The sequence below is a fragment of the Streptococcus sp. 27098_8_73 genome (assembly GCF_041432495.1).
GTDB lineage: Bacteria > Bacillota > Bacilli > Lactobacillales > Streptococcaceae > Streptococcus.
In genome coordinates, this window is sequence record NZ_JAPVZT010000005.1 from 121,902 (window position 1) to 135,077 (window position 13,176).

A 13,176-nucleotide genomic window follows, 5' to 3' on the forward strand; every position below is an offset into this window, starting at 1 on the left:
TCGTTGACGTTATCCATGCTCTTGCTTTTCAACAGAAGCTATTTTATTTCATCCTAGGCCATTACCTTTCTTTCAACATGGCACTGGATAGGTCTAGCAGCTGCAGCGCTGTTTCAAAGTGCTCTCCCATGAGGTCATAAACAGCATCTTCGCTCAAAACGCCACAGGCCACATCCTCAGGAAAGTCTGGTTGATTGGAAAACTCCAAATCGTCAAAGAAAACTTGGCTGGTGTAATAATCTCGGAGCTGGATATAATTCTTCTGGCTGGCCTCCAGCTCAGCCAAAGCTGATTGAGCTGCAGCCAGCGTCTGAGCGTATTTATTCAAATGCTCTTCCATTTCTTGGATTCGTTTCAATTGGGACATTATCTCCACTCCTTCTTTAATCAAACTATTGTGTCCGTAAGAAAATCTTCTTGCGAATATGCCCCAAAGCTAGCAAGGCAAGAGATTTTCCAAGAATACTTTACAAACTTTCGTATAGATCTGCCATAGCAGTATCATCTGGAACCAAACGCAGATATTTGCCAGACTGTATTTTGGCTTCTTCCACACGTCCTAATTCACGCAAGAGATAAACATATTCTTCCAGAAATTCAGGGTTTTCCTGCAAGTCAAGTGCCAGTTCCTGATACAGCTCCCCAGCTTTCTCCAGATTTTCCAAGGCCTGATAAGCCCGCGCCAGATTCCAGCGAGTCAAGACATTGTCTACATCCTGATCCTCAAAACCTAAGACCTCATCGTAGCGTTCCTGCTCCAGATAGAGATTGGTCAGGCGTAGAGCAATTTCCTCTAAGTCATCTGCATTTTCCTGAGCTGCTAGCAGGTAGTTTTCAGATTTTTCCACATCATGCAGTTCGTAAGATAGTTGCGAAGCAAGAAGCAAGAGGCGGGTTTCGAAAGGATTCTTGGTCAAACCTTGCTCTGCAATTGCCAAAGCTTCCTCCGTCTTATGCTCCGCATGGAGAGACTGCGCATAGGCATACTCATAGCCTTCAAAATCTGGCGAAATCGTATCCAGCTGCTTGAAGTACAAATTAGCTTTTTGGTACTCCTCTTGCTCATACAAGATAGCTGCTAATTCATAGACCGTCTCTTCGTCGTACTCCAGCTCAACAGCTTTTTCCAAAAATTCAATGGCTGCTTCGATTTTCCCCAGACTGGCATAGCAAAGGCCAATACGCTGGTAGGTGGACACGCCTGTCTGCTCGTAGATAGAGCGATTATCTAGCTGGGCATATTCCTTGATGGCCTGGGCAAAATTTTCCAATTCAAACTCAATTTCTGCTAAACCAAAAGTCACCAAAGGTTCGTCCGACAGTTTGGCAGCTTCCAGCAATTTCTCCCGTGCCACATCTGGCAATCCCTCTAGCTGATAGAGGTCAGCCTTGGCCAAGAGAGCTGCCACATACCATTCACTATCTGAGTCAATTTCCTCTAAATAGGCAAAAGCCTCTTCTAAGTCACCATCGTCAGCAGCGATCGTTGCCAGACTGATATAGGACTCGGGGAAAAGCGGAGCCAATTTTTCATAAATTCGTTTGGCTTGAGGGAAAAAGCCGATACTTTCTAAGTAATCGGCTAATTCTAATAACTCTTGATTGGAATCTTGGCTCAGGGCCTCTTCAAAATACTTCTCAGCCTGTGCTAAATCTTGATTTTGCAGGGCTGTTAACATTTGTTCACTCTTACTCACTGCCTTCTCCTAATTCTTGAACACTTTCTTCATACAAACCGCTGACCTTCTTGTACCACTTAAAGAGCGCTGTGATAGCAACCTTGGCTGACGCATAAGCTGGAATTCCCAGCAAGACACCCCAGATACCAAACATGGTTCCTGAAGTCAGCAAAACAAACAAAATCGTAATCGGATGGATGCTTAATTGGCTTCCCAAAATCAGAGGAGACACGAAGCGCCCCTCAATAGTCTGCTCCACGATAAAGACGATAATGACTTTCAACAGCATGATCGGACCAGCAATCAAGCCCAGAACCAAGGCTGGCAACATAGCAAGGAAGCTTCCCAGATAAGGCACCAAGTTCAAAACTCCTGCCACAACGGCTAGAGTCACACCGTAACGCAAGCCGATAATCTTGAAAAGAATCATAAACATAAAGGCCACAATAATCGCTACGGTCACCTGACCACGAACATAATTGGCCAACTGGGTATTCACATCTGTCATGACCTGACCAAATGACTCGCGGAATTTCGTTGGCAAGAACTGAACCACATAGCCTTTGAGATTCTTCCCGTCTCGCAATAAATAGAAAAGAATAAAAGGCATGATGATGATAGCCACAATGATTTGCGAAGCCGTACTAATCAAATTGCTGGCCCAATTGACTGCCTTAGATGAAAAATTACTAGCCCATGAAGTGATCTGAGTCGAAAGCTTATTCGTAACTTGCTCGATTTGTGGCTTCAAATCGTCTGAAATATGATTGGTCAAAACATCATCAATCATTTTATTGGCTTGCTTGAGATAAGCGGGAACATTTTTTGAAAAACTCACTACCTGATGCTGCAAGTTAGGAATAGCAACCGCCAAGCCCCACACAATCAAAACACCAATCAAGACAAAGACAATTGTAATCCCAGCCACACGGTTAATCTTGCGCTTTTCCATCCAGTCGACAATGGGATTGAGCAGATAGTAAAGCAGCCCAGCTAAAATCACTGGCAACATGATGACACCAATAAACTCAATCACTGGTGTAAAAATAAAGCTAATTTTGCTAAGAATAAAAATGTTCAAACCGATGAGCAAGGTCACCAAAAATACGGTAATGGCCTTATTATCCAAGAACCATCTAAAAAACCAGGACAAACTAAAATCTTTTTCTTTGTGTTCCATATTCGACTCCTTTGGATATTCCTTTTCATTGTACCATTTTTCAAAAAAAAATTCTTCAAGCAACCATGATGAAATGCCTCATTTATCGGACTTTTTCACTGATTGAAGTTAAAGTCCTGTTTTCTCTGTCCATTCTACAAAAATAAAGAAAAATAGACCGAGATGGTCACTCGGTCTATGTATTTTTTCACTATGGATGGCTGACAATCAGTTGCAAGTCGCCAGACAAGGTCCACTCTGTGACATCGCTCGGTAGGATGAAATGAGATCCTTTTTTGATAGGATACACTAGCCCATCCACTGTCAACTCGCCAGCACCTTCCAAGACACTGAACAAGCTGTAATCTACTGTCTTTTTAAATTCAACAGAACCAGCAATGTCCCACTTGTAAACAGCAAAGAAGTCATTGGCCACCAAAAGAGTAGAGGTCAAATCGTCTGCCTGAATGGTAACGGGACGGCTATTAGCAGGCTCGCCGATAGTCAAAACATCAATCGATTGCTCCAAATGCAGCTCACGCAGATTGCCAGCATCGTCCTTACGATCAAAGTCATAGACACGGTAGGTCGTGTCACTGGACTGCTGAGTTTCCAAAATCAGAATCCCTGAGCCAATAGCATGCATGGTACCACTTGGCACATAGAAAAAGTCACCAGCCTTGACTAGAATTTTGGTCAAAAGATGATCCCAGTCCTTGCTCTCAATCTGCTGACGCAGCTCTTCCTTACTCTTGGCATTGTGACCGTAGATAATCTCTGCCCCTTCGTCTGCAGCGATAACATACCAGCATTCAGTCTTGCCAAGCTCTCCTTCGTGCTCTAGTCCATAGGCATCATCTGGATGGACCTGTACGCTAAGCCAGTCATTGGCATCCAAAATCTTTGTCAAAAGTGGAAAGACAGGCTCCGGGCGATTGCCAAAGAGCTCACGGTGCTCGGCATAGAGCGCATCTAGCTTCTGACCGGCAAAACGTCCATTCTTGACGGTTGAGACACCGTTCGGATGAGCCGAAATTGCCCAATACTCGCCCACATGGTCGCTGGGAATCTCATAGCCAAAAACATCGTGCAGCTTGGTGCCACCCCAAATCTTCTCCTGCATCACAGACTCTAGAAATAACGGTTCTGACATAATAGTCTCCTTACATATTTTTCATCATCCAAAATCTGGCAATCCTTGATGATAAAAGTTTGGTACTGCTTACATTATAATATAGACTCGGGCACTTTGTCTACTCCTCAATTTACTTTACAAAGAAAAATCTGGCTCTCGCCAGACATTTATAATAAAAAGATTAAAGCTCCCCAGCAAATGCCGCAAAGGTATCCTATCACCACATCCTTTGGATAGTGCACTCCGCCAATCACGCGCACTGTAGCCAACCCCGCTGAAAGCAAGAGGCAGATAAGCCCCGGCAACCAGAAAAAGTAGAGCAGGCACATGGAAATCACTGTAGCCGAAAAGACATGGCGGCTAGGCATGGACTTGCCCGATGTATCCTTGACCAGCAAGGGTTGAATAGCCCATTTTTCGTAAGGACGTGCTTGATTCAGCTGTTTACGAATCGCTGACAAGAGACCAAATCCGATAGCTGGCAGGAGAAAAAAAGCAAGCAGCCCTTTCCAACCTTCCGTCAGAAAGGCACAAACCAGAATCAGACCATACACCAGAGGCATAAAAACAGTCATCCCCCTATTAAAATAGGCCATTCCTTTCACTATCCTAGGACGACTGCGAAAGGAAGCTGTTAATTGTTGATAAAAAATCTCATAGTCTCTCATACTTGCTTACCCTGCTTTTTTAAAAAGTTGAATTCTCATACTTTCTCTACTATAGCATATTTCTAGACAGGATGGTAGATGGATAGCAAAAGAGACTGAGAACCAGGCCCCAATCTCTTAGTGTTCATATTTTCCGAAGAGGTTTATTTCTCCAAGTTCCAGATTTCCTTGGCATATTGCTCAATGGTATCATCTGAAGTAAACTTGTCGGATGTAGCGATGTTAATCAAACTCATGCGGGCCCATTTTTCTTTGTCACGATAGAGGGCATCAATCTTCTCTTGAGCTTCTACATAGGAGTGGAAGTCTTCCAAGAGGAAGTATTCGTCATTGTGGGTGATAAGGGCTTCGTAGATCTCAGAGCCTTCTTCACGGACGTTTGGAATGGTGCCGTTGACAAAGGTATCGACCACTCGGCGAATATCTGGATTGCTTTCATAGACACCGCGTGAGTAGTAATCGTGGCGGGCATAGTGCTCGTAAACTTGGTCCTTGTCCATCCCAAAGATGACAATATTGTCGTCACCGACCTCGTCCTTGATTTCGATATTGGCTCCGTCCAGTGTAGCCAGGGTAATGGCACCTGTCATCATAAACTTCATATTGGAAGTACCAGAAGCTTCCTTGGAAGCCAGAGAAATCTGCTCTGATACATCTGCCGCAGGAATGATGAGCTCAGCTAGGCTGACACGGTAGTTTTCTAGGAAGACAACCTTGAGTTTGCCTTGCAGGCTTTCATCCTTGTTGACCAGATTGGCTACTTCATTGATCAGCTTGATAACAGACTTGGCAAAGTGATAGCCTGGAGCAGCCTTGGCACCGAAGATAAAGACGCGCGGTACCATGTCCTTATCAGGATTGTCCTTGAGGTCCCAGTAGAGCTTGATGATATGAAGCAGGTTGAGCAGCTGACGCTTATAAGCGTGGAGGCGTTTCACCTGGACATCAAAGATAGCTTCTGTAGAAACTTCTACTCCTGTTGATTCCTTGATGAAGTCAGCCAGACGAGCCTTGGCTTCTTGCTTCACTCGGTAGAAATCGCCCAGCACTTGCTGATTGTCCTTGAATTCCAAAAGCTTGCGCAGCTCATGGATATCACTTCTCCAGCCCTTACCAATCAACTTATCAATCTCAGATGACAGAGGCTGGTCCGCAATCTGCAGCCAGCGGCGCTGGATAATCCCATTGGTCTTGTTATTAAACTTCTCTGGATAAATGCTGTAAAAATCACGCAAGGTGTCTTCTTTGAGCAGTTCGGTGTGGAGTTTGGCAACACCATTGATTGAATGCCCACCGATGATAGCCAAGTGGGCCATGTGGACTTGATTGTCCTTGACAATCCGAGTGTTTTCGATGACCTTCGGATCAAGGCCACGTCCAGCCATTTCAGCTACATAGCGGTTGTCGATTTCTAGGATGATTTGATAAACCCGCGGCAAGACATTTTTGAAGAGCTCCGCATCCCATTTTTCCAAGGCTTCTGACAAAATGGTGTGGTTAGTGTAGCTCATGGTCTTGACCGTCGCATTCCAAGCATCTGCCCACTCGAGACCATAATCATCCAGCAAAAGGCGCATAAACTCAGCTGGTGCGACTGCTGGGTGGGTATCGTTGATATGGACGGAAACCTTCTCATGAATATCCTTGAGCGGACGACCTTGCTTGAGATAAGACTTGATAATAGTCTGCAGACCCGCACTGGTCATAAAGTATTCCTGAATCAGACGCAGTTCTTTTCCTTCGTAACTAGAATCGTCTGGATAGAGAATGGCAGTGATGTCCTGCACCCGGCGACGGGCTTCAATAGTTGGATAGTCCAGTTCGTATTCTTCTGGGATTTCAACATCCCATAAACGGAGATTGTTGATATTGTCATTGCCAAAGCCAATCTGAAGCACGTCATAAGGCACAGCACGCAAAGTTTTAGAATTCTCATAAACCGGTACAATGCGGCCTTCTTCATTGGCACGCAAGTAGACATTACCAAAGATTTTAACATCCACAATGCCGTGATCCTTACGGGTTTCCCAGACATTGCCTAGACTGCCAAACCAATCATCTGGAATTTCCACCTGATAGCCATTCACGATTCTCTGCTTGAAAAGACCGTAGCGATAGCGAATCCCATTGCCAAATCCTGGATAACCCGTTGTAGCTAGCGAGTCCATGAAGGCTGCTGCCAAACGACCAAGTCCCCCATTTCCCAAAGCCATATCGTGCTCAGCATTTTTTACATCTTCAAAGTCAACTCCGAGCTCAGCAAAACTTTCCTTGACCGTATCAAGAATACCTAAATTGAGCAGGTTGGTTTCCAGCATACGTCCCGGCAGAAACTCAATTGAGAAATAATAGGCTGTTTTTTGCTGCTGTTCCACGAGTTTATTGCGGCGCTCCAGCCACAGTGGCGTGATATATTTACGAATGGTACTAGCGAGGGCTTGAAAAAGCTCGGCTGCTGTAGCATCCGCAATCTTAATCAGCTGTCGTTCGTGCAAAGTATCCTTGAAATCTCGGATAAACTGTTCTTTATTTAATTCCATTTTTACGAATTAACTTCCTTTCTTTTAGGGAAAAGCATCCGTCTGGATAAGATGTCAACATGAGAAAGACCACTTACCCGACAAATCCTCTCTTGTCAGAAACAAGAGAGGATTGCTGTTCTAATGCAACATACTAGAGTAGTGACTCATATAAATCACTGTATGCTCGACTGGCTGTATCCCAAGAGAAATCTCTTTCCATCGCCTGTATTTGCAGACTGCGCCAAGCTTCTCGGTCATGCCAGTAAAGATTGAGGGCTTCTTTGAAAGTCCATGTTAGCCAATAACCAGAGAAGTTATTGAAGCTAAAGCCTGTTCCCTGCCCATCATAGACGTTGAAAGGTTCAACCGTATCTCGCAGGCCACCAACCTCGTGAACCAGTGGCAGTGTACCGTAACGCATGGACATCATCTGCGACAGACCGCAAGGTTCAAAGCGGCTCGGCATAAGGAAAATATCACTAGCCGCATAGATTTCCTGAGCCAAAGTAACATCAAAAAGGATATTAGCGGACAATTTTTCAGGATAAGCCTGACCAAACCAAGCGAAGGCCCGTTCAAATGCAGGGTCGCCTGTTCCAAGTAGCACAATTTGCACATCTTCCTGAAGCAAATTATGAAGCTCTTCCACCACCAAATCAAAACCTTTTTGACGTGTCAAACGAGAGACGATACCAACGACAGGAACATCATCCCGAACCGGCAAGCCTACTTTTGCTTGAAGCGCTCGTTTGTTTTCCAATTTCCCAGTCAAATCATCTTTATTAAAGTGATAAGCCAGCAATTTATCTGTTTCTGGATTGTAGATATCTGTATCAATACCATTGACAATACCGACCAGCTTGCCTGACTCCATCCGAAGAATCTGATCCAGACCGCAGCCAAACTCAGCTGTCCGAATTTCGTTGGCATAGCTCGGTGAAACAGTCGTCACGCGATCCGCATAGAGAATGCCCGCTTTCATCCAGTTGAGGCAGTCATTCCAACGGAGAGTTCCGTCTGCATAACGTTCATAGCCGACACCAAAGAGTTCCCAAAGCATGCTATCCGGAAATTGTCCCTGAAACTCTAAATTGTGAATAGTCAGTACTGTCTTGATGTTGTTATAGGCCTGAATCCAGCGGTATTTTTCCTTGACCAAGAAAGGAATCATGGCCGTATGGTAGTCGTGCGCATGGAGAACATCTGGAATAAAGTCAATGCGCTCCATCAGTTCGATTGCTGCTAATTGGAAGTAGGCAAAACGCTCGCCGTCATCAAAATCGCCATAGACATGCCCACGGAAGAAATAATGCTGATTATCGATAAAGTAGAAGTTGACACCTTCCAACTCAATCTTTTTGACACCGACATATTCCCGACGCCAACCGACACTGACTTCAAAGGAGAAGAGATCTTCAACTTGATCACCAAATTTAGCATCCGTCATATCATAATAGGGCAGAATGACTCCAACTTCATGACCAGCTTTGACCAAGGATTTGGGGAGGGCGCCGATAACGTCCCCCAAACCACCCGTCTTGGAAAAAGGTGCCCCTTCTGCTGCTACAAATAAAATTTTCATGAAACGATGTCCTCTGTAACTTTTTGACCTTTCTTCAGTACAACTGGATGTTCAGCTGTCCCTCGAACGACAACTCCTTCAGCAATCTCAACGCCCTTGTCCACAATTGCATATTCTACCACTGCATTTTTTCCAACGACAACGCGTGGGAAGAGGAGACTGTCTTTGACACTGCTACCCGCTAAAATTCTTGTATTCCGCGAAATAACAGAATTTACAACTTCACCTTCTACAATACTACCTGAGGCAAACTGAGAGCGATTTACCTTCGATCCTGTTGCATAGTAAGTCGGCTCTTCGTTTTTCACCTTTGTATAAATCTTTTGATTTGGTGAGAAGAGGGAGTAGAATTTCTGCCGATCAAGCATGTCAATGTTAGCTTTATAGTAGGAACCAACAGAGTGGATATTTGCTAGATAGCCTGTGTACTCGTAAGCAAAAGCTCCAACTTCAGCTGCCAAGTCCCGAAGAACATAGCGCAGTTTTTGTGGGAATTCTTTTTGGGCTTCTTCTTCCAATTTTTCAATCAACCAAGGCGTATCTACTACAAAAATATCTGTAGACATATTGAAGAGCTCGCCCTCGTCTCTATCACTATGCAGCTTGTGTCCTAGGACATGGTCCGTTTCACTGACTTGCAGAACTGCATTCACATCTGAAATATCTTTAGATGGCAATTTCTTGTAAACCACTGTCATCGGTTGCTGGGTTGTGTTATGCAAGTGGAAGACTTGATTAAGGTCAATGTTGATTAACACATCACAGTTTAGGGCTACAGTTTGGTTAGAGCCTGAACGCTTCAGATAAGTCAGTAACTGTTCATAATATTCCTTACCAACTGTGCTGCTTTCTACACGAGTATTGTAAATGCCTAGATAGTAGTGGCTCAAAAGTGTAGACAAGCCCCACTCACGACCTGAACGAATATGGTCAAAGACAGAGCTGATATTGTCTTGTTGGAAGATACCAAAGACACTACGAACACCAGCATTAGCAAGGCTAGAGAGTGGGAAGTCAATCAAGCGGTATTTCCCACCAAATGGCAAACTGGCAACTGGACGATGTTCTGTTAAGGTTGACATGTCGTGGAAACCGACCGTATTTCCTAAAATCGCTGAATATTTATCAATCTTCATCTGTTGGTACCCCCACTTTTTCATTATATCCGACTACTTGCACTTCATCTGTCCCGTCAATCTCCACACCATCAGAAATAACAGCACCCTCACCAATGATCGCACGTTTAATCTTAGCTCCCTGACCAATAATAGCGCCACTCATAATGACAGAATCAGTGACTTCTGCACCCTCACGAACTTGAGCGCCTGTTGAAAGAATAGAGTGCTTAACAGTTCCATCTACGAAACAGCCGTCAACTACCAAAGAATCTTCAACATGAGCATTTGCACCAAGGTAGTTTGGTGGTGAAATCAAGTTGCGTGAGTAAATTTTCCACTGACGATCACGACTGTCTAAAGCATTTTCTGGGCTAATGTATTCCATGTTAGCTTCCCAAAGTGACTCAATCGTACCAACGTCTTTCCAGTAGCCGTTAAATTCATAAGCATAAACGCTTTCGCCAGATTCAAGATAGTTAGGAATAACATTCTTACCAAAGTCGGACATATCGACATTGCTCTTTTCAGCAGCAATCAGCATATTGCGGAGACGTTGCCAGTCAAAGATATAGATTCCCATAGAAGCCTTGGTTGATTTAGGATTTTCTGGTTTTTCTTCAAATTCAACGATCCGATTATTAGCATCGGTATTCATAATACCAAAACGGCTGGCCTCCTTGAGAGGCACATCCAAGACTGCAACCGTCAAACTAGCGCTGTTATCCTTATGGGATTGGAGCATATCATCATAGTCCATCTTGTAGATATGATCTCCAGATAGGATTAAGACATATTCAGGATTGATACTGTCAATATAGTCAATATTTTGGAAAATAGCGTGGCTAGTTCCCTCAAACCAACGATTTCCTTCACTGGCAGAGTAAGGCTGAAGAATGGATACACCTGTGTTGATACCATCCAAGCCCCAGCTTGAACCGTTCCCGATGTGACTGTTCAAAGCAAGTGGTTGGTACTGGGTAATCACACCGACATTGTTGATCCCAGAGTTAGCACAGTTTGACAGCGCAAAATCAATAATACGATAACGACCACCAAACTGTACTGCTGGTTTTGCAATACTTTGTGTGAGCTTTCCAAGACGAGTTCCTTGCCCACCGGCAAGGATCAAAGCTAGCATTTCATTCTTCATATCCTACTCCTTTGTGGAATCTTTTTTAGCATTTTTACGAACATTCACACGACGCTTGATTTTCCAAATACTTGCTCCCAAAGCTGGTAGCGTAAAGGTCAAGGTCTGCGGATAATCTTTCCATAGTCCCTCTTGAGACTGAACTGTTTCGTTGTGTTCTTTCCAAACACCTCCCCATTTCTCTAATTCAGTATTCCATACTTCTTCATAAACGGCTGCCACTGGCACACCAATGGTAAAGTTTTTGCGCTCTACTGGCACCATATTGAATACACAGACTAACATATCTCCTTTTTCCGTCTTACGGATAAAGGAAAGGACACTCTGATCGGTATTGTCGGCATCGATGATTTCGATGCCATCGTAGCTAAGATCAATCTCCCAAAGCGGACGATTATCTCGATAAAAGGCATTGAGGGCAGAAGTGAAGGTTTGCATCTGCTTGTTCATCTGATCGTCCAGATTTGACCATTCCAGCTGCTCTTCTGACTTCCACTCTAGGAATTGACCAAATTCTGAACCCATAAAGAGCAGTTTCTTGCCTGGATGGCAGATTTGATAGGTCAAGAGGTTGCGTAGACCAGCAAATTGATTATAGCGGTCACCCCACATCTTATGCATCATGCTCTTCTTACCATGAACGACTTCGTCGTGAGAGAAAGGCAAGAGGAAGTTTTCAGAAAAAGCATACATAAAGCTGAAGGTCACCAGATTAAAATCGTACTTGCGATAAATCGGGTCTTCTTCATAGAAACGGAGAATATCGTTCATCCAGCCCATATTCCACTTGAAGTCAAAGCCCAAACCGCCCATCTCTCTCATGCCTGTAATCTTGGTTTCGGACGAGCTCTCTTCAGCAATCATCATGACATCAGGATGAGCTAGCTTGATGACCGTATTCAAGCGCTGCAAGAAATAGTAGCCTTCATAGTTACGATTACCGCCGTCCTTGTTTGGCTGCCAAGGACCACTATCGTAGTCTAGATAGAGCATGTTGCTAACCGCATCCACACGAACCCCATCTAGATGGTAGAAATCAATCCAGAACTTGATACTAGAAATCAAGAAAGATTGCACTTCATTTTTTCCCAAGTCAAAATTCAAGGCACCCCAGCCATAGTTGTGAGCTCGGTCATGATCCTGATACTCAAAGGTTGGTGTTCCATCATAGTAGGCCAAGGCATCGTCATTGATGGTAAAGTGACCTGGAACCCAGTCCACAATGACACCAATATTATTCAAGTGACATTCTTCGACAAAGTCCTGAAATTCCTCTGGCGTTCCATAAGTATGTTCAAAGGCAAAGTAACCCATGAGCTGGTAGCCCCAGCTGAGTCCCAAAGGATGGGCCATGAGCGGCATGAACTCAACGTGTGTATAGTTCATTTCGACCAGATAAGGAATCAACTCCTCCTTAAGCTGAGCCATAGAATATGGACTGCCGTCAGGATTGCGTTTCCAAGAGCCAGCGTGTACTTCATAGATATTGACCGGTCTTGAGAAAAAGCCCCAACGCTTTCTCCGAGCCAGCCAAAGTCCATCTTGCCACTTCTTCTCTGGAATAGTCCGAACAATAGCTCCCGTACCTGGGCGCTCTTCCAAATAGATAGCCAGCGGATCAATTTTCAAGATTTCCTGACCACTACTGCGTTTGATATTGTACTTGTAAATATCTCCTTCCTTAGGCAAATCCGTGAAGACTTCCCAGACACCGCCTTCATTGCGAGTCATAGGAATCTGCTCTCCATACCAATTGGTGAAATCTCCAATCAGATGCACATTCTGCGCATTTGGAGCCCAAACTCTAAAAGTGTAGCCAGCCTTGCCATTCACCACATCCTGATGCACTCCCAAATAATGCTGCAAATGAAAGTTTTCACCTGTTGTAAAGGTTCTTAATGCTTCTTTTTTGTCCATTTAGTCACCTTTCTATTTGTAAGCGTTTTCTATGTTTCTATTTTACCCCATTTTCTTATATTTTTCAAGTAAATTTCCAAAAACTATCTCAAAAATTTCAAAAGCCCAATTTCTTCAAAATAATGAGTTGCTATATCAATAGATCGTTGAAGAAGATCTCATGAAATACTGATTCTACAGGATTTTACCTGAAATATTTGATATAAAATTAGAGATAAAACGGTTAAAATTTGTATAGACCAATAT

General features: G+C 44.0%; 10 protein-coding genes. All 10 read right to left on the reverse strand.

Going from position 1 to position 13,176, the window contains the following annotated elements; genetic code table 11:
* Positions 1-61: 61 nt before the first annotated feature.
* The 10 genes from O3651_RS05065 to glgB all read right to left on the reverse strand — a co-directional run bounded on the left by O3651_RS05065 (position 62) and on the right by glgB (position 12,930).
* Positions 62-367, reverse strand: coding sequence for a DUF4298 domain-containing protein (locus O3651_RS05065; RefSeq protein WP_061910880.1), 306 nt, complete (start codon positions 365-367; stop codon positions 62-64).
* A 100-nt stretch (positions 368-467) separates the two neighbouring features.
* Complete coding sequence (locus O3651_RS05070; RefSeq protein WP_371609768.1) at positions 468-1,697, reverse strand: tetratricopeptide repeat protein; 1,230 nt, start codon at positions 1,695-1,697, stop codon at positions 468-470.
* Positions 1,690-2,859 (reverse strand): AI-2E family transporter, encoded by a 1,170-nt coding sequence (locus O3651_RS05075; protein ID WP_039975113.1) that lies wholly within the window; start codon positions 2,857-2,859, stop codon positions 1,690-1,692. The genes O3651_RS05070 and O3651_RS05075 overlap by 8 nt, the downstream gene beginning before the upstream one ends.
* Before the next feature lie 190 nt (positions 2,860-3,049).
* Positions 3,050-3,991, reverse strand: coding sequence for a mannose-6-phosphate isomerase, class I (gene manA / locus O3651_RS05080; RefSeq protein ID WP_371609769.1), 942 nt, complete (start codon positions 3,989-3,991; stop codon positions 3,050-3,052).
* A 149-nt stretch (positions 3,992-4,140) separates the two neighbouring features.
* Positions 4,141-4,641 carry a phosphatase PAP2 family protein gene (locus O3651_RS05085; RefSeq protein ID WP_148887994.1) on the reverse strand — a complete coding sequence of 167 codons (501 nt, stop codon included), beginning with the start codon at positions 4,639-4,641 and terminating at the stop codon, positions 4,141-4,143.
* A gap of 143 nt (positions 4,642-4,784) precedes the next feature.
* Entirely contained in the window at positions 4,785-7,181 is a 2,397-nt protein-coding gene (locus O3651_RS05090; RefSeq protein WP_371609770.1) for a glycogen/starch/alpha-glucan phosphorylase, read from the reverse strand.
* A gap of 133 nt (positions 7,182-7,314) precedes the next feature.
* Positions 7,315-8,745, reverse strand: coding sequence for a glycogen synthase GlgA (glgA, locus tag O3651_RS05095; RefSeq protein WP_371609771.1), 1,431 nt, complete (start codon positions 8,743-8,745; stop codon positions 7,315-7,317).
* Positions 8,742-9,881, reverse strand: a complete 1,140-nt coding sequence (gene glgD / locus O3651_RS05100) for a glucose-1-phosphate adenylyltransferase subunit GlgD (RefSeq protein WP_371609790.1) — start codon at positions 9,879-9,881, stop codon at positions 8,742-8,744. The genes glgA and glgD overlap by 4 nt, the downstream gene beginning before the upstream one ends.
* Positions 9,871-11,013, reverse strand: coding sequence for a glucose-1-phosphate adenylyltransferase (locus O3651_RS05105; protein ID WP_045496498.1), 1,143 nt, complete (start codon positions 11,011-11,013; stop codon positions 9,871-9,873). The genes glgD and O3651_RS05105 overlap by 11 nt, the downstream gene beginning before the upstream one ends.
* A gap of 3 nt (positions 11,014-11,016) precedes the next feature.
* Complete coding sequence (gene glgB, locus O3651_RS05110; RefSeq protein ID WP_371609772.1) at positions 11,017-12,930, reverse strand: 1,4-alpha-glucan branching protein GlgB; 1,914 nt, start codon at positions 12,928-12,930, stop codon at positions 11,017-11,019.
* Positions 12,931-13,176: the final 246 nt, after the last annotated feature.

Bases quoted from the DNA above. Each gene is read 5' to 3' on its own strand.
- O3651_RS05065 (WP_061910880.1), bottom strand. From the start codon at position 367: ATGTCCCAATTGAAACGAATCCAAGAAATGGAAGAGCATTTGAATAAA.
- O3651_RS05075 (WP_039975113.1), bottom strand. From the start codon at position 2,859: ATGGAACACAAAGAAAAAGATTTTAGTTTGTCCTGGTTTTTTAGATGG.
- manA (WP_371609769.1), bottom strand. From the start codon at position 3,991: ATGTCAGAACCGTTATTTCTAGAGTCTGTGATGCAGGAGAAGATTTGG.
- O3651_RS05085 (WP_148887994.1), bottom strand. From the start codon at position 4,641: ATGAGAGACTATGAGATTTTTTATCAACAATTAACAGCTTCCTTTCGC.
- O3651_RS05090 (WP_371609770.1), bottom strand. From the start codon at position 7,181: ATGGAATTAAATAAAGAACAGTTTATCCGAGATTTCAAGGATACTTTG.
- glgA (WP_371609771.1), bottom strand. From the start codon at position 8,745: ATGAAAATTTTATTTGTAGCAGCAGAAGGGGCACCTTTTTCCAAGACG.
- glgD (WP_371609790.1), bottom strand. From the start codon at position 9,881: ATGAAGATTGATAAATATTCAGCGATTTTAGGAAATACGGTCGGTTTC.
- O3651_RS05105 (WP_045496498.1), bottom strand. From the start codon at position 11,013: ATGAAGAATGAAATGCTAGCTTTGATCCTTGCCGGTGGGCAAGGAACT.
- glgB (WP_371609772.1), bottom strand. From the start codon at position 12,930: ATGGACAAAAAAGAAGCATTAAGAACCTTTACAACAGGTGAAAACTTT.